Annotated in this window: 23 protein-coding genes; 12 read left to right on the top strand and 11 right to left on the bottom strand. The window is 50.3% G+C overall.

The genetic code is table 11. The features are described 5' to 3' along the window. Nucleotides 1-50 precede the first annotated feature (50 nt). Nucleotides 51-1,652, bottom strand: a complete 1,602-nt coding sequence (locus P2H89_RS31720) for an SUMF1/EgtB/PvdO family nonheme iron enzyme (protein WP_275834849.1) — start codon at nucleotides 1,650-1,652, stop codon at nucleotides 51-53. A 176-nt stretch (nucleotides 1,653-1,828) separates the two neighbouring features. Between P2H89_RS31720 and porU the strand changes: the two genes are divergently transcribed. From porU to P2H89_RS31690, 6 genes are all read left to right on the top strand, one after another. Further along, entirely contained in the window at nucleotides 1,829-5,257 is a 3,429-nt protein-coding gene (porU, locus tag P2H89_RS31715) for a type IX secretion system sortase PorU (RefSeq protein ID WP_275834847.1), read from the top strand. A 195-nt stretch (nucleotides 5,258-5,452) separates the two neighbouring features. Then, nucleotides 5,453-6,625, top strand: coding sequence for a type IX secretion system outer membrane channel protein PorV (porV, locus tag P2H89_RS31710; RefSeq protein ID WP_275834845.1), 1,173 nt, complete (start codon nucleotides 5,453-5,455; stop codon nucleotides 6,623-6,625). Between the two features lie 77 nt (nucleotides 6,626-6,702). Further along, nucleotides 6,703-7,179: a 2-C-methyl-D-erythritol 2,4-cyclodiphosphate synthase gene (ispF, locus tag P2H89_RS31705; protein WP_275834843.1), complete on the top strand. Its 477-nt coding sequence runs from the start codon at nucleotides 6,703-6,705 to the stop codon at nucleotides 7,177-7,179. An 18-nt stretch (nucleotides 7,180-7,197) separates the two neighbouring features. Then, nucleotides 7,198-7,641: a dUTP diphosphatase gene (gene dut, locus P2H89_RS31700; protein ID WP_275834841.1), complete on the top strand. Its 444-nt coding sequence runs from the start codon at nucleotides 7,198-7,200 to the stop codon at nucleotides 7,639-7,641. A gap of 37 nt (nucleotides 7,642-7,678) precedes the next feature. Further along, complete coding sequence (locus P2H89_RS31695) at nucleotides 7,679-8,512, top strand: DUF4292 domain-containing protein (RefSeq protein WP_275834839.1); 834 nt, start codon at nucleotides 7,679-7,681, stop codon at nucleotides 8,510-8,512. A 97-nt stretch (nucleotides 8,513-8,609) separates the two neighbouring features. Next, entirely contained in the window at nucleotides 8,610-9,974 is a 1,365-nt protein-coding gene (locus tag P2H89_RS31690; RefSeq protein ID WP_275834838.1) for a peptidoglycan DD-metalloendopeptidase family protein, read from the top strand. A 147-nt stretch (nucleotides 9,975-10,121) separates the two neighbouring features. Here the strand turns inward: P2H89_RS31690 and P2H89_RS31685 are convergent, their stop codons facing one another. Beyond that, the gene (locus tag P2H89_RS31685) at nucleotides 10,122-10,781 is read right to left on the bottom strand and encodes a hypothetical protein (protein ID WP_275834836.1); all 660 of its coding nucleotides are present in this window, start codon (nucleotides 10,779-10,781) and stop codon (nucleotides 10,122-10,124) included. Nucleotides 10,782-11,144: 363 nt separating this feature from the next. Then, complete coding sequence (gene bshA / locus P2H89_RS31680) at nucleotides 11,145-12,263, bottom strand: N-acetyl-alpha-D-glucosaminyl L-malate synthase BshA (RefSeq protein ID WP_275834834.1); 1,119 nt, start codon at nucleotides 12,261-12,263, stop codon at nucleotides 11,145-11,147. A gap of 74 nt (nucleotides 12,264-12,337) precedes the next feature. Here bshA and P2H89_RS31675 point away from each other — a divergent pair, with 74 nt between their 5' ends. Both P2H89_RS31675 and P2H89_RS31670 read left to right on the top strand, forming a co-directional pair. After that, on the top strand, nucleotides 12,338-13,705 hold the full coding sequence (locus tag P2H89_RS31675; protein WP_275834832.1) for a M20/M25/M40 family metallo-hydrolase: 1,368 nt from the start codon (nucleotides 12,338-12,340) through the stop codon (nucleotides 13,703-13,705). Between the two features lies 1 nt (nucleotide 13,706). After that, a complete protein-coding gene (locus P2H89_RS31670; protein ID WP_275834830.1) occupies nucleotides 13,707-14,096 on the top strand; it encodes a hypothetical protein in 390 nt (129 codons plus the stop codon). Nucleotides 14,097-14,248: 152 nt separating this feature from the next. Here the strand turns inward: P2H89_RS31670 and P2H89_RS31665 are convergent, their stop codons facing one another. Both P2H89_RS31665 and P2H89_RS31660 read right to left on the bottom strand, forming a co-directional pair. After that, entirely contained in the window at nucleotides 14,249-14,959 is a 711-nt protein-coding gene (locus P2H89_RS31665; RefSeq protein WP_275834828.1) for an SAM-dependent methyltransferase, read from the bottom strand. 15 nt (nucleotides 14,960-14,974) lie between these two features. After that, a complete protein-coding gene (locus tag P2H89_RS31660; RefSeq protein WP_275834826.1) occupies nucleotides 14,975-15,736 on the bottom strand; it encodes an EI24 domain-containing protein in 762 nt (253 codons plus the stop codon). Between the two features lie 93 nt (nucleotides 15,737-15,829). On the opposite strand from P2H89_RS31660, the gene P2H89_RS31655 reads away from it, so the two are divergent. Further along, a complete protein-coding gene (locus tag P2H89_RS31655) occupies nucleotides 15,830-16,456 on the top strand; it encodes a DNA-3-methyladenine glycosylase (RefSeq protein ID WP_275834824.1) in 627 nt (208 codons plus the stop codon). A 12-nt stretch (nucleotides 16,457-16,468) separates the two neighbouring features. Here the strand turns inward: P2H89_RS31655 and P2H89_RS31650 are convergent, their stop codons facing one another. Together P2H89_RS31650 and upp are read right to left on the bottom strand one after the other, a co-directional pair. After that, nucleotides 16,469-17,494, bottom strand: a complete 1,026-nt coding sequence (locus tag P2H89_RS31650; RefSeq protein ID WP_275834822.1) for a PorP/SprF family type IX secretion system membrane protein — start codon at nucleotides 17,492-17,494, stop codon at nucleotides 16,469-16,471. Between the two features lie 66 nt (nucleotides 17,495-17,560). Beyond that, nucleotides 17,561-18,211: a uracil phosphoribosyltransferase gene (upp, locus tag P2H89_RS31645; protein WP_275834820.1), complete on the bottom strand. Its 651-nt coding sequence runs from the start codon at nucleotides 18,209-18,211 to the stop codon at nucleotides 17,561-17,563. Nucleotides 18,212-18,298: 87 nt separating this feature from the next. Between upp and P2H89_RS31640 the strand changes: the two genes are divergently transcribed. Together P2H89_RS31640 and P2H89_RS31635 are read left to right on the top strand one after the other, a co-directional pair. Then, nucleotides 18,299-19,423 (top strand): anhydro-N-acetylmuramic acid kinase, encoded by a 1,125-nt coding sequence (locus P2H89_RS31640; protein ID WP_275834817.1) that lies wholly within the window; start codon nucleotides 18,299-18,301, stop codon nucleotides 19,421-19,423. A gap of 89 nt (nucleotides 19,424-19,512) precedes the next feature. Further along, entirely contained in the window at nucleotides 19,513-21,252 is a 1,740-nt protein-coding gene (locus P2H89_RS31635; protein WP_275834815.1) for a M28 family peptidase, read from the top strand. 71 nt (nucleotides 21,253-21,323) lie between these two features. Here the strand turns inward: P2H89_RS31635 and P2H89_RS31630 are convergent, their stop codons facing one another. After that, nucleotides 21,324-21,929, bottom strand: a complete 606-nt coding sequence (locus P2H89_RS31630; RefSeq protein ID WP_275834813.1) for a GNAT family N-acetyltransferase — start codon at nucleotides 21,927-21,929, stop codon at nucleotides 21,324-21,326. A 470-nt stretch (nucleotides 21,930-22,399) separates the two neighbouring features. On the opposite strand from P2H89_RS31630, the gene P2H89_RS31625 reads away from it, so the two are divergent. Then, nucleotides 22,400-23,377 (top strand): AraC family transcriptional regulator, encoded by a 978-nt coding sequence (locus tag P2H89_RS31625; protein ID WP_275834811.1) that lies wholly within the window; start codon nucleotides 22,400-22,402, stop codon nucleotides 23,375-23,377. A gap of 740 nt (nucleotides 23,378-24,117) precedes the next feature. Here the strand turns inward: P2H89_RS31625 and P2H89_RS31620 are convergent. The 3 genes from P2H89_RS31620 to P2H89_RS31610 form a co-directional block, all read right to left on the bottom strand. Next, nucleotides 24,118-24,852, bottom strand: coding sequence for a LytTR family transcriptional regulator DNA-binding domain-containing protein (locus P2H89_RS31620; RefSeq protein ID WP_275834810.1), 735 nt, complete (start codon nucleotides 24,850-24,852; stop codon nucleotides 24,118-24,120). Next, entirely contained in the window at nucleotides 24,849-25,871 is a 1,023-nt protein-coding gene (locus tag P2H89_RS31615; protein WP_275834808.1) for a histidine kinase, read from the bottom strand. The genes P2H89_RS31620 and P2H89_RS31615 overlap by 4 nt, the downstream gene beginning before the upstream one ends. A 77-nt stretch (nucleotides 25,872-25,948) precedes the next feature. Continuing rightward, on the bottom strand, nucleotides 25,949-26,308 hold the full coding sequence (locus P2H89_RS31610) for a DUF4288 domain-containing protein (RefSeq protein ID WP_275834805.1): 360 nt from the start codon (nucleotides 26,306-26,308) through the stop codon (nucleotides 25,949-25,951). Nucleotides 26,309-26,334 lie beyond the last annotated feature (26 nt).

The following is a 26,334-nucleotide window of genomic DNA, read 5'->3' as shown; positions in this document are numbered from 1 at the left end:
ATCCCGCTCTACGGCGGGATGTTTTAAATATGATGGAACAAGAAAGCGGATTAACGTTTTCTGCTGTTCTGTCTTCTCTGGGGATAGCTGATACCGGTTTTGCGACCGTTACCTTCGGGGCTACCTACACGGTCCATAGCGCAACGGAAACCAACGGTGCTGCTACCCTGATCTTCTTCGAGGAAGCGGCGTGTACCGGGAGAAAGGTAGTAAGGACGATCGTTCCAGCTGCCACCCTTGATCACACGCGATTTATCGCTGATGAGGGTAGTGAAGCCATAGCCGCGACCACCGTTCTTTTGGTTTTCTGCGATATCGGTAGTACCATAAGTAACACCACTTACCAGTGAGTCACCATCGAGGTAGTTGATCACATTGGCTTTTTGGTAGTTACGACGGTTCTTGCTCTCTTCGTCGGTTGCGTACACTCTCTTCACGCGACCAAGACTGTCTTTTTCAAACTCACCATCTTTATTCTTGTAGTCATTCTGGAAGTAGTTACCACGGAAAGGAGCTACATCTTCCTGGTCAACCGATGACAGCGGACGGTAAACGTCTTCTACCCACTCGTTAACGTTACCAGACATGTTATACAAACCAAATGAGTTGGGGAAGAAGGAGTTTACAGGGGCGGTGTACACGGCACGGTCGTTCAAACCACCGGCAACACCCATGTTGTCACCATTGCCGCGTTTGAAGTTGGCGAGGAAAGTACCTTGCCATGCACCACGGCGGTTGTCGCGCAAGCCATTTACGTTTTGGCTCCAGGTATACACCTGCTTGTTGGTGATCAACTCTTCACCGCGCTTGCCTTCTTTCTTGCTGGGTGAAGGGTTTTGACCTACAAGCGCAAGGGCTGCATATTCCCACTCAGCTTCTGTAGGGAGGCGGTAAGAAGGCAGCAGGATACCATCTTCGAAGGTTACCTGGGTACGTGGAGTACCATTAGGATTCTTCAAAGGGTTCTTTTTGGAACGAACCTGGTTGCCCGGGGTAGGTGTGGTAAGACCCAACAGGTATGCTTTCGTGTTGAAAGACTCCTGTCCCTGACCTTGAATATTCTTGAAACTGTTCTTGTTGATGAAACCTTTATCCATCAGGGCTTTTTCATTGACCCTGTCCGAACGCCAAAGGCAGAAATCATGCGCCTGTCTCCAGGTTACCCCAACCACCGGATAGTAGTTGTAAGAGGGGTGACGGAAATAGTACTCAACCATGGGCTCGTTATAGCCCAGCTCGCTACGCCATACCAGCGTATCGGGCAATGCGCCTTCGCGCACGGGTTTGTATTCGTCGCCATCGAATACGTTGTTGATCCAATAGAGGTATTCACGGTAGTGAATATTGGCTACCTCGGTACGGTCAATGTAGAATGAGTTTACAGTCTTACGGCTGGGGATGTTGTTCCAGTCGCTCATTACGTCCTCTTCTACGGCACCCATCTGGAAAGTACCACCCTGTACGAACACAAGTCCGGGACCAGTGCGCTGCTCTTTCTCGCGCGACACCTGGTAGCCGCCCATATTCTTATCGTTATAATTCCAGCCGGTTACGTCGGATTTTTCCTGCTTCTTGCCGAATAGGCCTCCATTTTTACAGGAAGACACTGCAGCGGTGCAGGAAAGCAGGATGAATAGGTTTTTCAGATTCATTTTGATAACTTTTGCCTTTGGTTCAATTAAGTTAAACGTGCTTTTAAAGCAAATATTGTACAGCTTTCAGGGCTGTTTTTTCCACAAGGTAGTCGGTTGGCGAATATACTCACTTTCATGTAACCAAGCTCCTCAGGTAATACTTATTACATTAAAAATGAGCTATTTTTGAAGCAATGGGCCGCCCTGGTAACATCCCCTTTTTCGTATTGTTCACCCTACTGTTTGGGGTATTCCCCGCTGCCGGTCAAAGGAATTATACGAGCCAATCCGTCCTTTCGGTTGGGAATTGGTATAAAATTGCTGTGCCCGCTGCCGGTGTTTATAAAATTGACCTCGCTCTCCTCGCCGCCCTCGGCGTCAATACCGGCTCCCTGGCCTCCTCATCAGTACGCCTCTTCGGCAACGGCGGCCAGATGCTGCCCGAAGATAATAAGACCCCGGTCATCGACGACCTCGCCGAAACGGCCCTTTGGGCCGAAGATGGCGGCGACGGCATTTTGAACGGCAGCGACTACCTGTTATTCTATGCCCCCGGCCCCCACGCCTGGCTTGCCGACCCTGCCGCCCGAACCTTTTCGCATCAGAAAAATGTCTATAGCGAGCAGTCTTTTTATTTCATCAGTATCGGCGGTACCGGTAAACGTATTACCACCGCCAACCAACCGCTATCTCCCAATATCACCATCAACACCTTCTCCGAAAGATACTTTTACGAGTTGGATACCGTGAATCTCTTAAGTAGTGGCCGCCAATGGTTTGGTGACGATTTTGCCGATGCTCCGGGGAAGCTGCGAAGCCGCAGTTTTACCGTCCGGATGCCCGGTATTACCCCCGAGCCTGCCCGTCTTACTGCCAGCTGCTTATCGCGCACTTTTGGTAATCAGGGCAGGTTCAACATCACAGTCAATAATCAGGCCGTACTATCGATGGATATTCCGCCCGTGGCTACAGGCCCCTACGACCAGTTTGCCCGGATCGTGGAAGCCTCCAACAATTTTACTGCCACTCAGTCCGACCTATCGGTGCGCTTCGATTATACTCCCGGCAGCGCCAATGCCCAGGGCTGGCTCAACTGGTTCGAGGTATTGGCCAGGCGTACGCTCGCTATGGTGGGGAATGATCAACTATCCTTTCGCGACTGGAACAGCGCGGCCGCCGGCAATATCGGCAACTTCACGATTGGCGGGGCTACAGCGGCTACCCGCGTGTGGGAGGTCACCAACCCACAGGAGCCGGTACGCATGACCCTGGTTCCTGATGGCGCCGGCCAACATTTCGTGAACACCTGCAATACCCTACGGGAATACATCGCCTTCAATACCAATGGATTACTGGTGCCTGCCGCCATTGGTCGGGTAGCCTCTCAAAATCTCCATACGCCCACCCTCACGGACTATATTATCGTTACTCATACCTCCCTGTGGGAGCAGGCCCAGCGCCTGGCTGCTTTTCACCGCCAAACCAATGGGCTCAGCGTTACAGTCGTATCGACCGAACAGATCTTCAATGAGTTTGCTGCCGGCTCACCCGATCCGGCCGCCATCCGCAACTACCTCAAAATGTACCACGACAGGGCCGGCGCCGATACCACCAAACGCGCCAGGTACCTCCTGTTGCTCGGCGATGCCTCTTTCGACTATAAATCGCGCATCAGCAACAATACGAACCTGGTGCCCGCCTGGGAAAGCCCTGTATCGCTCGATCCGCTGGCCACTTATACTTCCGACGATTTCTTCGGCCTGCTCGATAACGACGACGATATCAACGGAAATGGAATTTACCTCCTCGATATAGGCATCGGCCGCATACCAGCCCGCAATGAACAGGAAGCAAAGGCTATTATTGATAAGATCATCGCTTACCATCAGCCAGCCACTCTGGGCCCCTGGCGCAATGAACTCAGCTTTGTGGCCGATGATGAAGACAATAACCTCCACCTTCAGGATGCCGAGATCATCGCACAATCGGCCACCGCAACTGCTCCTGTCTTCAACCTCGATAAGATCTATCTCGATGCCTACCGCCAGGAAAGCGGGGCAGGAGGGAGCCGCTATCCCGGCGTGAACCTGGCCGTCAACAGTGGGTTTTTCAACGGTACCCTCATCTGGAACTATAGTGGGCATGGCGGGTACAGAAGGCTGGCCGAAGAAGTGGTGCTCGACCAGGATATCATCAATACCATCAACAATCCCGGCAAGCTGCCACTGTTCATAACCGCCACCTGCGATGTGGCGCCGTACGATAATCCACTGATCAGTTCGATAGGGGAGAACCTGCTGTTGCGCGAAAAAACGGGCGCCATCGCGCTCATGACCACCACCCGGCTGGTATTTGCCTTCAGCAACCGGGTCATGAACAAAAACTATATTGAAACGGCCCTGCAGCAGCAGGCCAACGGCCGCTACCTGCCCCTGGGCGATGCGGTGCGCAGGGCAAAGAATGTCACTTATACTCTTTCCGGTGATGTGATCAACAACCGGAAATTCACCCTGCTCGGCGACCCCGCCATGCGACTCGCTTTTCCACAGCATACCGTGCAAACCACTTCGATCAACAATAAACCGGTTGCAGCCACACCCGACACACTGAAAGCACTATCAACGTATTCCATCAGCGGGCTGATAACGGATGCCGCAGGCAATCCGCTCCCCACATTTAATGGCACATTATATGCTACTGTCGCCGACAAAGCGCAGGGGGTGAATACACTGGGCAATGATCCCGGCAGTGTGCCTACTACCTTTCAGTTGCAGAAGAATACCCTTTTCAAGGGAAAAGCTACCGTTACGAATGGCGCATTCACCTTCCGTTTTGTGGTGCCCCGCGATATCAGTTATCGCTTCGGTAATGGCCGCATCAGTTATTATACCGATAACGGCAACGTGGATGGCAATGGCGCTTTCACCAATATCATGGTGGGTGGATCGGGCGACAGCACTTCCGATCGTGAAGGGCCCAATATCAAAGCCTACCTCAATGATGAAAGATTCATCAACGGTAGTATCAGTAATGATAAACCGATCTTGCTGGTGAAGCTGGCCGATTCATCCGGTATCAACATCATGGGTACAGGCATTGGACACGACCTGGTAGCTATACTCGATAACGATCAGCAGCAGCGGTTCTTATTGAATGATTTCTACGAAAGTGAGCTGGATAATTATCGTAAGGGCGCCGTACGTTTTCAGTTGCCCGTATTGAGCGATGGACCGCATACCCTTACTATAAAAGCATGGGATGCAGCCAACAATTCGAGCGAGACCACGCTGGAGTTCAAAGTGCAAAATCAGGATCAGCTTAAGCTGGAGCATGTATTGAACTACCCGAATCCGTTCACTACACGCACTACCTTCTGGTTCGAGCATAACCGGGCCGGTGAGGAGTTATACGTAGATGTACAGGTATTTACCGTAACCGGAAAGCTGGTAAAGAACATACGCCGTACAATATTTTCCCCCGGCAACCGTTCGAGTGAGGTGGAATGGGATGGGCGCGATGAATATGGCAGCAAAATTGGTCGTGGAGTATACATTTACCGGTTACGGGTACAGACAATGGACGGTAAAACCGCCCAAAAACTAGAAAAATTGTTTATTTTGTAATTAGTATTTGTATTTTTGGTCCTCATATTTCAACCGCCTATTGAATTGATATTCTACTCTGAAAGTTTTTGACGCCACAGCAAGGCCATCTTGCCAAAACTAACTTGATCCGAACCTGATTCTTTTTAATTTATTGTTATCTGATTGCATTTGCTGTAGGTGCTTTTACCTTAAAACACGACAAATTACTGATGTATGAAACAACGGACCTTTAAACTGACTGCTGCATTATTGGTGTTGGCGGGGTTGAATTCTTTAAAAGCGCAGGACGCGCAGCCTATCAATGTGGTTACCACGGCTGTTCCGTTTCTGCGTATTTCTCCCGATGCACGGGCAGGCGGTATGGGCGACTTAGGCGTGGCTACTTCACCGGATGCCAACTCGGCATTCTGGAATCTTGCTAAAACCCCTTTCGCTCAAAAGAATTTCAGTATAGGATTGACCTATACACCCTGGTTGAAAGACCTCGGCCTTAATGATGTTTATTTATTAGCATTAGCTGGTTATTATAAGCTCGATGATCTGCAGGCATTCTCCGGATCGGTTCGGTATTTCAGTCTTGGTAATATACAATTCACCAACCCCAATGGTGATTACTGGGGAGATGGCCGTCCACGTGAGTTCGGCGTAGACCTCGGTTATTCCCGTAAATTATCAGATAAGATCGGTTTGGGTGTGGCACTCCGTTACATCAACTCCAACCTCGCTGCCGGCGCTCCTTCAACAGGAACTGCTTATAAAGCAGGTAGCACTGTAGCCGGTGACCTTTCTTTCTACTACAATGGCCTACGTGAATCGGGTAGCGGCTGGAGCTTCGGCGCCGTGCTCAGCAACCTCGGCGGTAAGATCGGTTATACCAATGATGCACAACAACGGGATTATATCCCTGCCAACCTGAGCTTTGGTACCACCTATACGGCAGCTATCGACGAAACCAACAAGATCCAGTTCGGCGTAGACTTCCACAAACTGCTGGTGCCTACACCACCTGCCTTTACCGGTAATACATCAGAAGACTCCGCGCTCGTTGTGAAGTACCGCGACAAGAGTGTAATGAGCAGCTGGTTCAGTTCATTCGGTGACGCCCCCGGTGGCTTCAGCGAAGAGTTGAAAGAACTCCAGGTATCACTGGGTGCAGAATATAGCTACAACGACCAGTTCTTTGTGCGCGCCGGTTATTTTTATGAAGACAAGAGCAAGGGTAACCGTAAATATTTTACCGTTGGTCTGGGTCTTAAATACAATGTATTCGGATTGAACTTCTCTTACCTCGTGCCTTCCGGTTCGGGTGTAAACAGGAACCCGCTTTCCAATACCCTCCGCTTCGGTCTGATCTTCGATCTGGACGATGCAGGTGGCGATAACTAATCGCGGCTGGCATTTATTGAATATATTTGAAGCGCCCCGGCATCCCGGGGCGCTTAACTTTTAATACAGCGTTCATCATGTTCCGTATCGGATTTGGCATCGATTTTCATCAGTTGGTAGAAGGAAGACAGTTATGGATTGGTGGGGTGAACATACCACACCATAAGGGAGCATTGGGGCATAGCGATGCCGATGTATTGTTGCATGCCATTTGTGATGGGCTGCTGGGCGCACTGGCACTGGGTGATATCGGTATGCATTTTCCCAATACCGATCCCACCTATAAAGACATCGACAGTAAGATATTGCTGCAGCACTGTTATGCGCTCATCAGTTCGAAGGGCTATAGAGTGGTGAATGTAGATTCTTCTATTTGCCTGGAAGCACCCAAGATCAAGAAACACTCACCCGAAATGCGGAAACTGATCGCTGAGATACTCGAAATAACGATCGACGATGTATCGGTAAAAGCCACGACCACCGAGACCATGGGATTCGTGGGCCGCGAAGAAGGACTGGTGGCTTATGCCAATGTGCTGCTCCAAAAATTGTAAATCCGTTACCTTTGCGCCATGTCAAAAATTCAAGTAAAGGTCATCAATCAATCATCCAATCCATTGCCCGAGTATAGTACCGCCGGATCGGCAGGTATGGATCTGCGCGCTAACCTCGAGGCACCCGTTGTGCTTAAATCGCTCGAGCGCGCCCTGATACCCACCGGTCTGTTCATGGAATTGCCCGATGGCTACGAAGCCCAGGTGCGGCCCCGCAGCGGCCTGGCCATTAAGCAGGGACTTACCTGCCTGAACACACCCGGCACCATCGATGCCGATTATCGCGGAGAGGTGAAGGTGATCCTTATTAACCTGTCGCAGGAGACACAAACCATCCAGCACGGCGACCGTATTGCCCAGATGGTGGTTCACAGCGTCGGCCAGGTTGCCTGGGAACCAGTAGCAGCCATCGGTGCCACCCAGCGCAATGAGGGCGGCTTTGGTCACACCGGCAAATCCTGATTCAGCCAGTAGCATTCAGTATTACATATTTTCATTTATGACATATTTCAAATGGTTAGGGTTCATTGCTGTACTGATCGTCGGCATACAGGTTAGCAGCTGCCGTTCTACCAGAAAGATCCAGACTGCGATCACCAAAAAGGATACAACCGTGGTGGTAGTAGTGCCCGAGGTTGACCGCAAAGCCGATTCAACGAAATACATTCAACAGGTATTTCAATCTGTTCAAAACACCCGCATCACGGATTTCCGCGCCATGACGGCCAAAGTGAAAGTGGAGTATAAAGGGGCCGATGGCAAGAAACCCGATTTTACCGCCAACGTACGGCTCCAGAAAGACAGTGCTATCTGGATCAACGTTACCACCATCCTGGGCGAAGCATTGCGGGCTATGGTAACGAAGGATAGCGTAAAGGTCCTGTACAAAATGGATAAGATGGTGCAGCTGAGGTCTATTGAATATCTTCAGGAAGTGACTAAAATTCCCTTCTCTTTTAATGAGTTGCAAGACATCCTGCTGGGCAACCCCATCTATCTCGACAGCAATATCGTGTCGTACAAGAACGAAGAAAAGGCGATCTCCCTCATGAGCCTGGGTACCCTCTTCAAACATTTTCTGACGGTGAATAGGGGAGATTATTCCCCCCAGCACAGCAAACTGGACGATGTGGATATGAACCGGGCCCGCACCTGCGATATCACCTATGGTGACTATGAACTGAAGAATGGGATCAATTTTGCCAAATACCGTAAGATCGTGGTATCGGAGAAGTCTAAGCTGGAGATCGAGTTGCAGTTCAAACAATTCGACTTTATTAACGAACAATTAAGCTTTCCTTTCACCATTCCGAAAAATTATAAGCGTCAATAATCGTTATAGTAGGGCAATCTTTTGATAGTGCCGAACGTTGTGCTGTATAGATTGCACCCTGGTATAACCGCTTTTTTAACTTGTAAATGGATCTGTCATGCTCAAAAAACTATTTTCCTGCTTGCTGGTGATCAGCTTTTCCGGTACCCTCCTGGCTCAAAACAGTAGTGATGACCTGAAAAAGAAACAGGCTGATATTCAACGGGAAATAGATGAGCTGCGACAATCGCTCAACGATACCAAGAAAAACAAGAAAGCGGGCCTGGGACAACTTTCCATGATCACGAAGAAATTACGTCTGCGCGAGCAGGCCATCAATAACATCAATGACCAGATCGATGCGATCCAGAGCAATATCAGTCAGTCGCGCAATGAGATCGGCCGGCTGAAGCAGGAATTGGATACCCTCAAGTTCCAATACGAAAAAAGCGTGGTGTATGCCTACAAGAACCGCAGCAACTACGATTTCCTCAATTTCATCTTCTCGGCTTCCAATTTCAACGACGCGCTGAAACGCATAGAATACCTGAAATCTTACAGGCAATATCGCGAGCAGCAGGCAACCTCCATCAAGAGTACCCAGCTGTTATTGCAAGGCAAGATCGTAGGGCTGGAGTCTTCGCAAAAGCAAAAAAATGATGCCTTGCATGTGCAGGAGAAGGAAAAGGTGGTGTTGGTAGAAGAGCGCAAAGAAAAAGATGAGATCGTATCGAAGCTGAAGGCGCGCGAGCGGGAACTGAACAAGGAGCTGAGCGACAAACAGCGCGCCGATAAAAAACTGCGCGACGGTATCATGGCGGCCATTCGCCGCGAAGCTGAAAAAGCAAGGGCCGAAGCGAAACGCCGGGAGAAAGAAGAAGCAGCGCTGGCGGCCAAGAGAGCGGCAGCGGAAAAGGCGGCGGCGGCCGAAAGGGCTGCAGCTGAAAAATCATCTGCTTCTGAAAAAGCGGCTACGCCCAATCCCAATACAACGGCAGCAACCACCACAGCTCCCAAGCCGGCCGTGGCCAAACCCAAGAGTGTATTTGAAGCTACGCCCGAAGGCGTATTGCTCTCTGATAATTTTGAGAAGAACCGCGGTAAACTGCCCTGGCCTGTTGACAAAGGACAGATCAAGATTCACTTCGGACCCTATAAAGTGCCTGAGATCGGCGTAACCGGTAACAACCCTGGGCTCACACTAGAGACCGAAGAAGGCGCTCCTGTAAAAGCTGTATTTGATGGAGAAGTGATTTCCGTGTTTGAAGTAGATGGCTCCAGTGCGGTGTTCGTTCGCCATGGTAAATATTTCACTACCTACAGTAACCTCAACGGTGTGTCGGTTTCCAGGAACCAGCATGTAAAAGCCGGCCAGGTACTGGGCAAGGCCTCTACCAATGGAGAAGGCAATGGAGAGATCGAATTCGTATTGATGCAGGATACCCGGAACCTCGATCCCGAGCCTTGGATCAGGCGGCGTTAATCGCAGAACATAAGAAGCGCTTGATATGATTGGGAGCCGGCGATGAATTGCCGGCTCTTTTTATGGTTGGCCAACAAGGGCATATCTATTGGGGCTTATTGCTCACCGTACGCCAGCACACAACTCTTTCTTTCAAGTACCGATGCATCAGCTGGTCTCTTCTACCAGAGGCTTACTCCAATCAAACTCCTTGAATGTTTGAAAGTACTGCTGGCGGAAGAGCCTATCACGCTTGCGCCAAAGGCGTAACTCAAATGAAGGGGCGCGTGGCCGTGCGGTCGATTCGGAGGTGCCGGTGCGCTTCCGCCTACTGCGTCGTAATTGCTCTTCAAACGACCGGGACCGCGCCAGGCTGGTCGCTTCGTGTACCGATCCATCATCGTGTCCCTGGCGGCGGAGGTTTCTATTTAACGCCGCCCGGCGAGCCCGGTAATCCACGCGCAGGCGGGTTACAGCACCCTCCACGGGCTGCTGCTGCTTACCTGCATATTGCTTCGAGAGGTAGTCAATGATGTCGTCCTTGCTCCAATGGTATTTAAGCCAGGTGGTTACTTCGCCCACGAGTTTGCGGAAGAGTTCATGTTTTTGGCGATGCTTCGGCAACAATGCATAAATGGTTGATGCAATGGGCGAAGCCATACCCATCAGGTTGGCATACTGCATCGTTTTTCGGAAGGCGGGGTCAGTCTTCACCCGCTCGGCAGTGAGCGAACTGCGGGACCGCATGAAGTATTCATCGTACCGTTTATAGATGGTCACCGGTCCCACGGTACCGGTAAATGGAGGAGGGGAGGTAAGCCGTGCCATACAAATGATTTACCTAAAGTTACGGGACAGGGCAGCTTTTAGATCTGGCTGTCGTACAAACCGTGGCTTTCCGTGGCATTCAGTGACTTTCCGTGGCATTTTAACAATTCGTTACAGGTGCAACAAGCTGGCTGTCCACTTACTTTCAGCCGTATCTTCTTATTGCCAACGCCGGTCCTCCCTATATTTTTCTTTGGATTTCGTTAGGTTCTCCTTCGTATTTCATTCGCTGTTAAAGCGCACTTTCCTAAGCGAATACCGAACAAATACCGAACGAGGTACAATCCAGATAGGAACAATGTCCCTGGCGGCATCCGTCCGGGATGCCGCTGCAGCAATACCGCCCTTGCGGTAACCAGTATGTTAGAGGAATCTATTGTAAAGTTCTTCGTATTGGGGTACAATATTATCGATGTCGAAAAGGCGCGCATGGGCGGCCGCATTGAGTTTGAACTGTTCCAGCTTCGCCGCGTCCGACAGCAGGGAAATGGCATAACGCCCCATGGTCGTTACATCTCCCACATTCGCTAAATAGCCCGTTTCACCGTGTTTGTTGATCTCGGGCAAACCACCGGCATTGGTAGAGATCACCGGTACGCCTGCCGCCATGGCTTCCAGGGCCGCCAATCCAAAGCTCTCGTAATCGGAAGTGAGTAGGAAAAGGTCGGCAATCGCCAGGATATCCTCCATCTGCTCCTGCTTGCCCACAAAACGGGTTTCATCGCAAATGCCCAGGTCGCGGCACATACTTTCTGCAGCGGGACGCTCGGGACCGTCGCCTACAAACAGGAGTTTGCTGGGCACTTCGCGCACCGTTTCGGCAAAGATCTGAACCACATCCTGTACCCGCTTTACCTTACGGAAGTTGGAGGCATGCAGCAATATCTTCTCACCATTGGGAGCGATCACCCGGCGAAAGGCATCGATGGGTTTTTTATTGAATCGTTTTACATCCACAAAGTTCTGGATCACTTCGATCTCCTTTTCAATGCGGAAGTTCTTATAGGTTTCATCACGGAGGTTGTTGGATACTGCCGTGATGGCGTCGCTTTCATTGATAGAAAAAGTAACCACCGGTGCAAAGGTCTTGTCCTTGCCCACCAGGGTAATATCGGTACCGTGTAAGGTCGTGATCACCGGGATCTTCTTGCCCTGCTTCTCCAGGATCATTTTGGCCATATATGCCGCCGAGGCGTGCGGTATCGCATAATGCACATGCAGCAGGTCGATATTGCTGTTGACGATCACATCGACCATGGTGCTGGCCAATGCTGTTTCGTAAGGAGGATAATCGAATAAAGGATAGTGAGGAACTCTTACTTCGTGATAAAAGATGTTTGCATGGAACTCGCTTAAACGCACGGGTTGCTGATAGGTAATAAAGTGCACCTGATGACCCTTATCTGCCAGAGCTTTCCCCAATTCTGTCGCCAATACGCCACTTCCGCCGAACGTTGGATAACAAACAATTCCAATACGCATACGCTGCTTTAATATTTGAAGATGTGAAGGTAAATGAATTAGTTTGGAATTAACTTTAGCCGAAAATAACACCTATGATGCGCAGAATGTTCACTGCATGTTTTCTTGTACTCACCCTGCCTGCCCTGGCCCGGCAGAACGACTCACTGCTGATCAGGGCCATAGCCGATGAAATACTGGTTAATGGAAAAGCTTATGAAAACCTGCGTGTACTTACCAAGCAGGTGGGCGCCCGCCTGTCGGGCTCGCCCGCCATGTACAAGGCCGAGGCCTGGGGCAAAAAGACCCTGGAACAATCGGGCGCCGAAAAGGTTTGGTTACAGGAATGTATGGTGCCTCATTGGGTACGCGGCGGAAAGGATGAAGCCTATATCGCCGGCCAACCAAAGAACACGCCACTCGATGTGCTGGCATTGGGTAACTCAGTAGGTACAGGTGCCAAAGGTGTTAAAGCGCCGGTTGTCCTGATCAATTCTTTCGATGAACTGGAACAGCGCAAGGATGAAGTAAAAGGGAAGATCGTCTTCTACAACTATAAGTTCAACAACAAATTTGTCAAGACCTTTAATGCTTATGGTGATGCCGGCAAATACCGCGGCATGGGGCCCAGCCGGGCCGCCAAATACGGCGCCGTAGCAGTATTGGTACGCTCCATGAGCAATGCGGCCGACAACAACCCGCACACCGGCAGCACCGTATACAATGATTCATTTCCTAAAATACCGGCGGCGGCAGTAGGCCTGCAGGATGCCGATAAACTGGCAGCCCTCCTCAACAGCAATAAAAGCGCTACTGTATATTTGAAAACGCTGGCCAACATGTTGCCCGATACGATCGGTCATAACGTGATCGGCGAATGGAAAGGCAGCGAATTTCCCGAGCAGATCATTACCATTGGTGGCCACCTCGACTCCTGGGATCCTGCCGAAGGTGCGCATGATGACGGTGCCGGTTGTGTGCAGTCCATCGAAGTATTGAGGGCGCTCAAGGCCATTGGTTATAAACCCAAACGTACTATCCGGGTGGTGTTGTTTGCCAATGAAGAGAATGGCCTCCGCGGTGGCACCAAATACGCCCAGGAAGCAAAAGCAAAAGGCGAACAGCATTATTTTGCGATGGAAAGCGACGAAGGTGGGTTTACACCCCGCGGTTTCGGGATCACTGCAACGCCAGAGCAACTTGCCAAAATTCGTACATGGACACCGTTGTTTGAACCCTACGGTGTCTTTGAATTGGAAGCCGGCTATGGTGGCGCCGATATCGGTCCGCTCAATCAGCTCTTCAAAACACCATTGGCGGGACTGGAGCCAGACTCTCAGCGGTATTTCGATATCCACCATGCGCGGAGCGATGTTTTTGAAGCCGTCAACAAAAGAGAGTTGGAGCTGGGCGCGGTCAATATGGCGGCATTGATTTATCTTGTTGATAAATACGGATTATAATATGAAAGTTAAGCACTACATCATTATTTCACTGCTGCTGATACTGATCGGCTTTGCGTATTTCCGTTTTTACTGGGTGTTTGCCGAAGGTACCAAGGCCGGTGTACTCAACACCTTTCAATTGAAAGGCTATGTATTCAAGACCTACGAAGGAAAGATCATTCAGAGTGGTTTCAAGGCCAATATCCAGAGTAATGAATTTGAGTTTAGCGTGGTGAGCGAGTCGGTCGCGAAAACACTGATGGAGAATTCGGGCCGGGATGTGGAGTTACACTACAAGAGTTACTTTGGGGCATTACCCTGGCGCGGTATGCAAAAGTTCATTGTAGACAGCGTTTACCAGGTGAGGGATACCAACGGAGAAACGATCATCAGTCCAAAAAATAAATAGAGCTAAGCTTCGGGGCTGCTGGCCAGTATGTTCCCGGATCTTATACCTGCCATATCGCTTTATCGCCCGGCCCTGTGCCGGGCTTTTTGTTGCGCTTCGGGCAACGAATAGGATCACTTTTTCAAAACATGTTAGTTGATACCAGTGGCAGGCTACTTCCCCGCAGCCAGTAAACAAAATACCGTAGGCCGCTTGTGCAGGTTGGGTAGTTCCTTATTCCACTCGGCGATGCTTTTAGTTTGGATAAACTCTGTATCGGCGGTAAGGTCGGCAGCCACGCACAACCTGGTGGTGGGCAGGCAGGCCTTTAGCAAAGCTTCCAGCAGCTGGTTGTTGCGGTAAGGCGTTTCAATGAACAGTTGCGTGCATTGTTTGCGCGCCGATTCAGATTCGAGGTCACGGATGGTTTTGATGCGGTGTCCGGTATCGATGGGCAGGTAACCCACAAACTGGAATTGCTGTCCGTTCATGCCACTGGCCATCAGGGCCAGCAACAGGGCACTGGGGCCGGTGAGCGGTTTTACCTGGGCATTCATTTCATGAGCAACGCCGGCCAGTATCTGCCCGGGATCGGCCACGCCCGGGCAACCGGCCTCGCTGATGATGCCGATATTTTTGCCGGCTTTGAGGTGCTGACGAAACTGCGCACGTACCGCTTCTTCCGCTTTGTGGATCGTGATCCACTGGTAATCGTCGATCACCATCTCTTTCCACAATACTTTCAGGTAGCGGCGGGCGCTACGCTCGTTCTCTACAAAGAATACCTGGCATTCCTTTACAGCCTCCAGTACGTAGGCAGGAATGGTTTGTGTAGCTGTTTCGTGCAGGAAACAGGGTATCAGAAATACTTTGGGTGAAGTCATGATTGGGTAAGTGCCTTACACTTCTTTGTTTTGGTAATACAAGCTGATCGTTGCTGCAATGACGGCATAGGCGGGGGCCAGCACCCATCCTACAAAAGGCACCAGGTGCATCAGGTAAAAAACGATACCGTTGCCAATGGCGAGCCCTTTGTGTTTACCAATGAACTCGATGCTCGCGGTGGGCGATAGCTTGTGGCGCTCGCAACTGTAATCCAGCATCGAAAATCCATAAAAATAGCATTCCACCAGCAACACAATGACCGGGGTAACCCAGCCGATAACGGGCACGAAGGAGGCCACGAACAAAAAGAACAGGTAAACCGTTTGCCACAGGGTGTTGCGCAAAGCCAGCTTAATACCGCGCAGCATATCCTTCAGCAATTGCTGGAAGCTGAAGGGATAGTCCTTTCCGGAAAGGATCGCTTCGGTCTTTTCGCTCAGGTACGCAAACAGGGGAGAGCCCAGTATCAGGAACAGGTATTTGAACAGGGAGAAATAGAACAACACGAGAATGAGCCTTACCATGATCTCGCCCAGTATGAAAATAAAACTCAGGAAACCGCTGCTCTGGCGATGCAGCCACCGGTCGATGCCGGCGGTATGACTAACGTAGGTAACCGCCGCACCCGAGGAGGTCCAGAAGAAATACATGCCCAGCATGAACAGGATCATGTAAAAGATACCCGGAATAATGATCCACTTCCACAGGTTGTGTTTTGCAATGAACCTGTGAGCCCTTGAATAGGACTGTATCGCTATAACTATTTCTTTCAGCAAGTTTAATAAATTTGAGGTGCCCGGGGCAGTGACTCACAGGATAAGGAAAAGCTTGTGCAGTCAAACTTAACAAATATATCTATTGCATTACTCATGAAAAAACTGGAACAGGATTTTTATGACCGGTCCGATGTACTGAAGATCTCGAAAGAGCTGTTGGGAAAAGTCCTGGTTACAAAGTTCGGTCAAAGGCTCACAGCTGGCCGTATAGTCGAAACGGAAGCCTATGCCGGAGAAATAGACCGCGCTTCTCATGCCTGGGGTGGCCGCCGTACCAACCGTACTGAAGTGATGTATGGTGCCGGAGGTACCGCGTACGTGTACCTGTGTTATGGCATACACCAGATGTTCAATGTGGTCACCAATCAACAAGGCATACCCCACGCTATTCTTGTGCGGGCTGCAGAACCGCTGGAGGGAATTGACATTATGCTGGAGCGAACCGGTAAGAAGCAATTGGATTTTACGCTCACGAAAGGGCCCGGCAATGTCGGTAAAGCTTTCGGTTTCCATACCCGGCATACAGGGCTCAGCCTGCTGAGGGATGAATTATTTATCGCCGACGATGGCTACCTGGTGAAGAAAGCCGACCTGCTCGCGACGCCCAGGATCGGGGTAGATTATGCAGGCGACGATGCGGCCTTGCCTTACCGGTTCATCATCCGGGACAATCCTTATGTGAGTGGTAAAAAGATCGGGTTGGTGAAGAAAGAGAAATGATCTGGGTAAAAGCTAGAATCTCGGGCAGGGTATGCCTTTATTACCTGGCGGGCGGTTGATATAGATGAGGGAAATTTCAATACCGCCACGGCTTTGGGAAGCTGTTTTAAGACTTGAAATATTTACGTCGTAAGAGGCACCCAAACGGAAGCCGCCAAACTCGAGACCTACATAGGGAATCACCGCATCATTAACATTGTTGAAGCGGGTCCATAGCCCAGCATAGAAATTGGTGGGATTTTCTTCATCGCCGTTGACATTGAATCCGACAGCACCTCCCAAAACAATATTGTTGGCGGCCGCCTGGCGGCTGAAAAGTGAACTGAGGTAGACCGTTTTACTGCGGTCGCCGAGGGGAATGGCGCCACCAGCATGCACCGTGAGCCGGGGATTGAGCGTGTAGTATATACCTGTGAAGGTTTCCTGTGGCTTATTGACGTGGTAGGCCGAAACACCCAGGTAGAAGTTGTTGTAGCCATCGGTAGAACCGTTATACAGGGCGCCGAGGCTGAAGTCGAAATACTTGACATTGAGCACCTGTTCATCCACGGATTCACCACTGGGGTTGGTCCATCCGCCAAAATCATCCAGCTCATTCTGGAAATTCAGTTTAGTGCCATCGAGCCTTTTATTGGTATACGTGCCCTGGAAACCGATGCCGATCTGGTGCAGGCCATCTTCATCCAGTCCTTTATGGTAAGCGGTAGTAACGGCGATGCTATTGGTGGTGAGGATGCCATTGGCCGTTCTGTCGGTCATCGCCATAACACCTACACCCCAGGTATCGAGTTCGGAAATGCGTCCGGTAAGAATGGGAAGGTCGAAAGAAGCAGTAGAGGTAATGAAGGCATTGCTGATGGCAGGCCACTGATCACGATAATTACCTGCTACACGGAACGTACCATTGAATTTGCCGGTGAGGGCAGGGTTGAGGGTGAGCGGCGATACGAAGAACTGGGAAAAGTTAGGGTCCTGGGCTGTAACAGAAACTGTATTCAGCATCAGGCATAAAGCCGTCAGTATTGTAAAGATCCTCATCCGCATAGTTGGTACTTACTAAGTAAATACAAAATACGACAAAAAGAGGGAACCAGCAATGAAAATTTACATTTGGACTTTTGTGCCGAACGAAAGGTCGCCTGCGTCGCCCAAACCGGGCACAATGTACCCCTTGGCGGTAAGTTCCTCGTCGATAGCGCCGCACCATAATTTGACGTTGGGCTCGCTCCGCTGTACGTATTCGATGCCCACGGTACAGGCGATGGCCACTACGATATGGATCTCACGGGGGTGCCCTTCTTCCCGCAGGTATTGAATGGTCTTGACCAGCGAAGAGCCGGTGGCCAGCATCGGATCGGAAATGATCACCACCCTGTTCTCCAGTTCGGGGCAGGATACGTATTCCAAACTTATCTCAAATGAGCCGTCCCGGTTGTGTTTGCGATAGGCAGAAATGAAAGCATTATCGGCTTTGTCGAAATAGTTCAACAAACCTTGGTGCAGGGGAAGGCCGGCCCGCAGGATGGTGGCCAATACCGGTTGCTCCCGGATCACATCGCATTGCGATATGCCCAGCGGCGTTTGGATCTCTTTTTCCTCATAATCCAGCACTTTGCTGATCTCATAGGCGGCGATCTCACCAATGCGCTCCAGGTTGCGGCGAAAGCGCATCCTGTCGGTTTGCACCTGCACGTCGCGCAGCTCACTGATCCATTGAGATACCAGGGAACATTGGTCGCTTAAATTGATTACCATGCTTTAAGTTTTGGATTTTGATGGCGAAGCCTGACATTTGGTGGACAAAACTAAAACCTACGTTCTGAAATCAGAAATAATAAAATTATGGTATATCGTGTAATCGGGCTCATGAGTGGCAGTTCGCTGGATGGTTTGGACATCGCTTTTGTGGAATTGCACGAGCAGTCGGGCAACTGGAGCTATGAGATCAAGGCCACCGCCTGCTACGCCTATAGCCCCGAGTGGGTCGAGAAATTGAAGAAGGCCACAATGCTCAATGCGCTCGACTATCAGTTACTGCACACCGCGTATGGCCATTATACCGGGCAACTGGTCAATTCGTTTATCGAAGAGAACGGCCTCGAATACAAAGTTCAACTCATTGCCTCGCACGGACATACGACCTTTCACGTGCCCGGTCAGCAAATGACGGCCCAGCTGGGCGACGGCGCTGCCATCGCCGCCACCACCGGCATCAACGTAGTGAGCGATCTGCGTGCCATGGACCTCGCCCTGGGGGGGCACGGCGCACCGATTGTGCCCATCGGCGAAAAACTCCTGCTGAAAGATTACCCCCTGTTCCTCAATATCGGCGGCATTGCCAACGTATCGTGTAACCTCACGGCCGACTATATTGCCTTCGATGTGTGTCCGGCCAACCGGGTACTCAACATGCTGGCCAACAAGGCAGGCAAAAATTATGACGACGGCGGACAGCTGGCGGCCACCGGTACCCTGCAGCCCGAATTACTGAATACGCTCAACGCATTAGAGTATTATCAGCTCACCGGTCCCAAATCGCTGGCCAATGATTTTGGTACCGATGTCGTATTCCCGTTGGTGACCGGCTTCCGCTTTGGCAAAAAGGAATCGTGGATACAGGATAGCCTGCGTACGTACATAGAACATATTGCCCTGCAGATCAAAAAAGCCCTCTCTCCCGTGGTGAATAACCAGGGGCAGGAGGCATCAGCCGGCAGCCGTAAACTGCTGGTAACCGGTGGAGGCGCGCACAACACCTTCCTCATCGGGCGGTTGACGGAATTGCTCGCAGAAGATGGGATCGAAGTGGTGGTGCCCGACAAACAGCTGGCCGATTTCAAAGAGGCAATCGTCATGGCACTCATCGGTGTATTGCGGTGGCGCGAGGAGAACAACGTACTCGCCTCCGTTACCGGGTCGCGTCGCAACAGTATCGGTGGCGCTGTATGGATAGGTCAGGAAGCCTGATACCATCGTTCATCGATCGAAACCTGTTAATATAGATTGGGCAGCTGAACGCTGCCCAATTGCTTTTCGTATATTGTAACTACTATCCCATGCGTAGAATGAAAAATCTGATTACAACCCTGGCGTTACCATTGCTGATCCTTTGTTCCGGAGCACAGGCCCAAAAAGCATCTCCCCGGGAGAAAGAATACTTCACACAGCTTAGAAAAACATTTGTCGCCGATAATGCTTATCAAACCGTTGCATTTGTGGAGCAGCGTTGGCGCATAGCCGGCAATACCGGATTTAATGAAAGCATCTTTCATGTGGAGAAGATCCTGCAGCAGGCAGGGTATGTGCGCGAAACGACTGGCGAAACGGATGCAGTACTCACCTACCGCATCGAAAAGCGACCCATGCAGCGGCCTACCTGGGAGCCAGTCAATGCCCAATTGTTCATAGATGGAGAAAGTAAGCCCTTGCTGGAGTTTGTCACCAACCGCAATATGCTGGCCATCAATTCAGCATCCACCGGTGCAGCGGGCGTAACAGGCGAACTGGTCGATATCGGCAAAGCGACCGACAAAGACCTGGAAGGAAAAGACTTTACCGGCAAGATCCTGATGGCCGATGGGGGTATTGGCGCCGCCTATACGAAAGCGATGAAGGTTGGTGCCCTCGGCGCACTTGCTTATTCCCTGCCAGGGTACACGCAGCCCGAAAAGCACGTCAACTCCATACAATTCCAGGGCATCCGGTACGAGCCCGATTCTACAAAACGTAAATGGGGGATACTCCTGTCGACCGCAGCACGCAAGCGGTTGAAGGAAGCGCTCGCCAAAGGACTGGTTAAGCTGCGGGTGGTTACAGCAGCCAGGGCATACGCTTCGGAAGAACTGACCCTGGTGGCCAACGTTCGTGGCACCCTAAAGCCGGCCGAGCGTTTTGTGTTCAGTGCGCATGTCCAGGAGCCGGGGGCCAACGACAATGCAACCGGAGTAGGCACGCTGGCCGAAATGGCGCGGGTAACCGCTGCCTTACTCAAGGCCGGCAAGATCAATCCTCAACGTACCATTACATTTCTGTGGGGCGATGAGATCATTTCTACCAACCGCTACATCAAAGACGATACGCTGCGCGCCAAAGGCATTAAATGGGGGCTGAGCCTCGATATGGTGGGTGAAGACGTTCAAAAGACAGGCGGCAGCTTCCTCATTGAAAAGATGCCCGATCCTTCGGCTATCTGGACACGTGGCAACGACAAGCACAGCGAATGGGGTGGCTCGCCGTTGAAAGAATCTGATATGTTTCCTCACTACTTCAATGATCTGCTGCTGAACCGCTGCTTGCAGGAGTCGAAAGCCACCGGCTGGGTAGTCAATACCAACCCCTTCGAAGGAGGCAGTGATCACACCCCCTTTTTACAGGCTAAGATACCCGGGTTGCTGATGTGGCATTTTACCGATGTGTATTATCACACGGATGGCGACCGGTTGGAAATGGTGTCGGCAGAAGAGATGAAACATGTCGGGGTAAGTGCGCTCGCCACCGCCTATCTCCTGAGCGACGCCGATGGCAAAACAGCCATAGCGCTGATCAATGATATAACCGGTAATGCGCTGGTGCGGTTACAAACGGAATGTGCGTTGGGTAAAGCGAATATTGAAAAAGGAGGCGATGCCGCCACAGAGAAACATATCCTCGAAGTGTGGCGCGATTGGTACGTGGCCGCCATTGGTGCCATGGAGGATATTCCGGTGCAGAGCAACGATAAAAAAACAGCTAAGGCCATCGCGCAGGCGCAACAGAAAATTCAGGAGGCGTTTACCAAATGTACTGCGGGCTGGTAAGGCCAGTTGGTGTTGTGCACCGCCCATCGGCAGTATGTCGTTGATGGTGCGATGCTGGCATATACAACTGTTTATGCCTGCGATTGGTAAAACTGTTCCCGGCTGCATAGGTATAAGCACGAATTCTTTTGCCGGGTAGTGATCTTTTTATGAAAAATGAAACCGCGTTTCCCGATCTTACTGTTCAACAGCTCATGCTCGTCGAGCAACATCACCAGGCGTTTTACTTCACGGAAAGAAAAGAGGAATTCCATCATGGTTTCCAACGCATACGACCATTGGGGGCCGGCCAGTAATCTTTCGGGTTTGATGAGCAGCTGCAATTTATAATCGCCTTGGCTGGCCGTGTATTGCAGGCTGATATCGTCGGCAGCAGCCTGGTAAAGATCAGCCTGTGCTAAAGTAGCATTGTTCAACAACAACATAAAGGATTGGGCAGTACCCGATCCTGCAATGCGGCTGTAGATCTCCTGCAGGTGCGTAACGTGGGCTTCCTTCTTCAAATGACGTGTATACTCCCACGGAAGCCAGTGATAGATCACTGGCAGGTCGGTAGAAAGGTTGAGCAGGCGCAGGGAAATGATGGCCTGGTCGGTAGCGAACTGTTTGGTATAAACAATGTTCTGTACCGAATCATAAGAAACAGGTTTACACGGCAATTTGCGCGCGATAGTCATATGGGACTCTTTGACAGTGTCATCGATTGGACCTGCCAGGTCTCTGAATGCTACGTTAGTAGGTATTAAACTGGCGGACATTACATTTGGTTTTAATAATGTATACCAGAGCCTTGACCAGTAATGTTCTTTTGAAAGGGTTACGGGAGTTAGATGATCTTGCTACAGGGAAGTGAATTGTTGGTTGCTAGTCATGATCGGCCAGTAATGCGATCCGGTGCTCTTTACGCGGCCGTAAACGAAAGAGGAATTTGCTTCTTTTTTAGGACCCTGCCAGTTATTATCCACTCAATTTTACCAAAATACTTTCTAACGTGTAGGTGACTATACAAGTAAACCCTTACAGAAGGTCTTAATTGTGAGGAATACTAACGGTTATACGGCAGCTGAAATAAAAATGCATGGCAAAAAGTGAATAATTAGATGGATAACCGAAATTGTAGCGGCATTTAGCCATTAAACCTGTCTTTATGAGTGTTCAAGTCCTTTCAGAAAGTGAAGGGCGTATTGCTTTGTCCGATGCCGAACCCGTAGGATTGTGGGAGTTCAAGATACCTGAGGCGCGTTCTCTTACGGCGTCGGGTGCATTTGGCGATCTGCTTTTGCAGGAAACCCCTGGCAACCAATATGCTGTTTGGTATAATAATTTCCACATCAAGCGGGGCGACCGCCTCACCATACTGCATACAGAACCAGTCTATAAGCTTCAATTTATTCTGCACAACAGTTTTTCTTTTTATGATCCCGGCGGACTTACTACTCCTGTGCATGAACGTGGATACAATTTTCTGTCCCTGCCAGGTACGGAAGAGCGCATCAGTTTTAAAGACAAATTGTATTCATCCATCGAAATACATTTCTCTCCGCAATACCTGCAAACTTATGCAACCGGTTTTGCACACCTGGCCGATTGGCTGGGGAAGACCAGAAATCCTGTTGTCAGCCGCTTGTGCAAGGTTAACCAGATTGCCACGCGCCACATGATGCAATGTATTCATGAACTTCTTTACTCACCTTATACCGGCGATCTGCGAAAGATGCATTATGATGCGCTCGTCAATGAACTGTTGTTACTGGTGTTGCACGAAACAGGCATGCATCCTGTAAAGAAGGCGATCCGCTTTACCAACCGTGAAGTAGAGAGCCTGTATGAATTAAAGCGGTACCTCATTGCCAATATGGACAAGCCGGTCGACCTGGAACAACTGGCTGGTACGTATGGAATAACGTTGAGAACGATGAAAAGGCGCTTTCAAACACTGTTCGGTATTAAGATGTACAACTTCCTGTGGGAGATCAGAATGGAGCAAGCCTGCGTGCTGTTGCAGGAAACGGATACGTCGATAGAACAGGTGGCTGCTATGACTGGTTACCAAAGCTTTGCTAATTTTTCAACGGCTTTCAAAAAGTATTATGGACATCCTCCGAAGTATTTCAGGAACCACTGATTTATTTTGACTTTGTGGTCATTTATGGAAAAAAGAATCCCTATAGCTAAAACATCGGCCAGTGGTGGTAAGGTATATTTGTTATGCCATCAGCACACAGCATACTGCTGTTGCAATCGGTAGTGTCATTGCCCGCTAGTGCGATGGCTGCCGCCAGGTTCGGGATAGGATAGTGTGAATGGGTTTGCAGAAACCGGACCTTATTAATCTGGAGTTCATGCACGTAATAAAGTTTCGAATGTTGAGGTTGGGCTCTGTATTTTATTGATCGCTTCGGGCGACACACGATTACCCTTGGGGAAGTTGAATGCCGGTCGACGGTTGTTGTTCCTGTGTCTGAAAAATTAATTACACTCCGATCGGGTCTTTTTCCCAGGTAGCTGTTTAACCGGGTAGCCGGTGGTGAAGTGGGTTGATGAGTAAAAAAATCCTTTTTGCAATTGAGGACCCTTTATTCCGCGTCAACCCTGCACTAACGATGTAGTCTGTGTTGGACCTTCTTTGAGGAGAGGGTCGATCAGCACAGTTGCATCGATGCCGGCTCCCGTTTTTCTCCCCTGTCCGTTTACCCGCAGCCAAAAAAATAAGAACTGCTTTTGCCCTGCAGTAAGATACTGCCTGGTGGGAAATGTAATTTGGCGATCAAATTCCATTAACCATTATACCTATCCTTGCACTTGATTTGCCGGAGACTGCGCTGCCTATGGAAACGTAGTCTCCCCCGCCAGGCTTTTGCCACACTAAATTCCCAACACGCCCTTAAGTTTCGCATGTCCTGTTTTGCTTACAGGTATCCGGGCACCTGTTGTGAGCAAAGCGAGCCAGCTTTCTTTTTCATGCGGATCGAGCCGGGTGATGCACTGTACGTTGACGATATAAGACCGGTGTGTTCGTACGAATTGTGCGGCATCCAGTATCTGCTCAAAATGAGCCATTGTTTTATTCTTCAGGAAAGTTCCATCCGTCGTATGGATCTTCACATAATCATCGGCAGCCTCCAGGTAATGCACGTCTTCGATGGGGATGATCCTGATCCTGCCGCCCGTTTTTACAACAATGCGCTGGTTTTGCTGGGGAGCCAGCGAGGCAGTCTCGAGTAGCGGAGCAGGCGAGGATACAGGTTGCCGCTGATCAAGCCACTTTTGCAATGCCTTGTCAAACCGTTCCTGGCTAAAAGGCTTCAGTAAGTAGTCGACCGCATGACTTTCAAAAGCCCTGATCGCATATTCGTCGAAGGCAGTAGTGAATATAATTGCCGGTGGCTGTTCCACCAGTTCCAGCATTTCAAAGCCATTGATCTTCGGCATCTGGATATCGAGGAATATCAGTTGCGGTTGGTGTTGCTGTATGGCTTTAACACCTTCAAAGCCATCGCCGCATTCTTGTGCCACAACGATTCCGGGATGCTGCTGCAGGTATTCAACAATGATCGACCGGGCTAGTGGTTCGTCGTCTATTATGAGCGCCTTGATCATAAGCGGGGTATTTTAATGAGGGTGGTAAACAAGGAGTCTGCCACGGATGTATTCAATAAGTCGGCCCTGGCAAACAGGAGATACAATCTTCGTTGTACCGAGCTTAATCCAAAACCTGTACCTGGTTTTGGGGTCGAGGTTTCGGGATCGAAAGGGTTTTGTACCGCCACCTGCAGGTATTCACTATCGGCACTGGCTTTAATGCTGATGGTCACCTGACCCGTGGTATCGTATAAGCCAAACTTGATGGCATTCTCCACTACCGGTTGCAGCAGCATATGGGGAATTTTATAAGCCGCCGCCGCTTCGTCGAATTCAACCAGCGTATGCAGCCGGTGTCCAAAGCGGACCTTCTCTATCTCCAGGTACAATTCGAGGTGCTGCAATTCTTCTTCCAGCGTGGTCCATTGGTTTTCTTCTTTTCGAAGCGTACCCCGTAGAAAGTCGGACAACTGCTGGATCATTTTCCTGGCCTGATCGGGACGGCTCGTTACCAGGGCGCTGATGGAGTTCAGGCTATTGAAGAGGAAGTGAGGCTGAAGCTGTTGCCGTAATTTATACAGTTCGGCATCTTTGGCCAGTTGAGCGGCTGCCGTACTTCTTTGTGACGTTTCCTTTTGTTCTTCCTGCGCATACCACAACTCACTGATAAGGGCCACACAGCCTGTAGCCAGCAGCGAAATAAAGAAACGAACAGGCAGCGAGGCCTGCAGAAAGGAGAGGTATACGATGTCTTCGCTATACAGCTGAAACATGGCCAGCTTTACGAGCGCGATCCATATGCCGCTCAGGGCGGCACAAAGGATCAATATGTAAATGTATTTTCCTTTTTGCGGACGGTAATACCGGAGGTTGTTGCTTACCAGCCAGCACATGGCGGCGAGCAGCAGATTGGTGAGCACCGCATCAGTTGCCGACAGGGGCCAGGGCAAATTCCAATACCGCAGCATGGCTACATGCATGGCCGTCCATACCAGCCAGCAGCTGGCAAAGATGAGTTTGTTTCGGTATGTTCCCAACGGAGTAATTGACAAGGTGCTATGCTTAAATGGGTGGCTAATGGTTTTGATGCCGTGAATGAATTGGTTTATGTAAGCTAAAATAACTCAAGAAACCGGTGTGTGATATTATCACGGATATGGGCAGCTTTTTTGTGGACCAGCTCGATGTAGACGCCGGCATTATCAGCTTCCTGCACCCTGGAATACAGTTCGGCGCCGTCTATCAGGGCCGAGATTCTGTACAGTTCGCTTACGTTGATGAATTTCCATTGCACCATCTTCTGTTGCTGATTGAAGAACATTTCCTGCTCGAGATCGCCGATCGTTTGAGCTTTGGCAAAAGCCGTGCTCTCGTCATCGGCCTGGATAAGCCTTAGCTGTTCATCGAACTGAGGAGTATGTTCTCCTTCTCCGCAAATGATCTGGTATACGATTTTGCACAGAAACCAACTCATAGCAACAATTTTGAAAGGAAAGGATT

Origin of the sequence: Paraflavitalea sp. CAU 1676 (assembly GCF_029223285.1) — a bacterium.
In the GTDB taxonomy this organism is placed as follows: domain Bacteria; phylum Bacteroidota; class Bacteroidia; order Chitinophagales; family Chitinophagaceae; genus Paraflavitalea.
Note: the sequence above shows the minus strand (reverse complement) of the source record. Positions and strands in the feature narration are given on the sequence as shown.

Excerpts from the sequence above, each read along its gene's own strand:
- P2H89_RS31720 (WP_275834849.1), bottom strand. The coding sequence starts at position 1,652 with ATGAATCTGAAAAACCTATTCATCCTGCTTTCCTGCACCGCTGCAGTG.
- porU (WP_275834847.1), top strand. The coding sequence starts at position 1,829 with ATGGGCCGCCCTGGTAACATCCCCTTTTTCGTATTGTTCACCCTACTG.
- porV (WP_275834845.1), top strand. The coding sequence starts at position 5,453 with ATGAAACAACGGACCTTTAAACTGACTGCTGCATTATTGGTGTTGGCG.
- ispF (WP_275834843.1), top strand. The coding sequence starts at position 6,703 with ATGTTCCGTATCGGATTTGGCATCGATTTTCATCAGTTGGTAGAAGGA.
- dut (WP_275834841.1), top strand. The coding sequence starts at position 7,198 with ATGTCAAAAATTCAAGTAAAGGTCATCAATCAATCATCCAATCCATTG.
- P2H89_RS31695 (WP_275834839.1), top strand. The coding sequence starts at position 7,679 with ATGACATATTTCAAATGGTTAGGGTTCATTGCTGTACTGATCGTCGGC.
- P2H89_RS31690 (WP_275834838.1), top strand. The coding sequence starts at position 8,610 with ATGCTCAAAAAACTATTTTCCTGCTTGCTGGTGATCAGCTTTTCCGGT.
- P2H89_RS31685 (WP_275834836.1), bottom strand. The coding sequence starts at position 10,781 with ATGGCACGGCTTACCTCCCCTCCTCCATTTACCGGTACCGTGGGACCG.
- bshA (WP_275834834.1), bottom strand. The coding sequence starts at position 12,263 with ATGCGTATTGGAATTGTTTGTTATCCAACGTTCGGCGGAAGTGGCGTA.
- P2H89_RS31675 (WP_275834832.1), top strand. The coding sequence starts at position 12,338 with ATGATGCGCAGAATGTTCACTGCATGTTTTCTTGTACTCACCCTGCCT.
- P2H89_RS31670 (WP_275834830.1), top strand. The coding sequence starts at position 13,707 with ATGAAAGTTAAGCACTACATCATTATTTCACTGCTGCTGATACTGATC.
- P2H89_RS31665 (WP_275834828.1), bottom strand. The coding sequence starts at position 14,959 with ATGACTTCACCCAAAGTATTTCTGATACCCTGTTTCCTGCACGAAACA.
- P2H89_RS31655 (WP_275834824.1), top strand. The coding sequence starts at position 15,830 with ATGAAAAAACTGGAACAGGATTTTTATGACCGGTCCGATGTACTGAAG.
- P2H89_RS31650 (WP_275834822.1), bottom strand. The coding sequence starts at position 17,494 with ATGAGGATCTTTACAATACTGACGGCTTTATGCCTGATGCTGAATACA.
- upp (WP_275834820.1), bottom strand. The coding sequence starts at position 18,211 with ATGGTAATCAATTTAAGCGACCAATGTTCCCTGGTATCTCAATGGATC.
- P2H89_RS31640 (WP_275834817.1), top strand. The coding sequence starts at position 18,299 with ATGGTATATCGTGTAATCGGGCTCATGAGTGGCAGTTCGCTGGATGGT.
- P2H89_RS31635 (WP_275834815.1), top strand. The coding sequence starts at position 19,513 with ATGCGTAGAATGAAAAATCTGATTACAACCCTGGCGTTACCATTGCTG.
- P2H89_RS31630 (WP_275834813.1), bottom strand. The coding sequence starts at position 21,929 with ATGACTATCGCGCGCAAATTGCCGTGTAAACCTGTTTCTTATGATTCG.
- P2H89_RS31625 (WP_275834811.1), top strand. The coding sequence starts at position 22,400 with ATGAGTGTTCAAGTCCTTTCAGAAAGTGAAGGGCGTATTGCTTTGTCC.
- P2H89_RS31620 (WP_275834810.1), bottom strand. The coding sequence starts at position 24,852 with ATGATCAAGGCGCTCATAATAGACGACGAACCACTAGCCCGGTCGATC.
- P2H89_RS31610 (WP_275834805.1), bottom strand. The coding sequence starts at position 26,308 with ATGAGTTGGTTTCTGTGCAAAATCGTATACCAGATCATTTGCGGAGAA.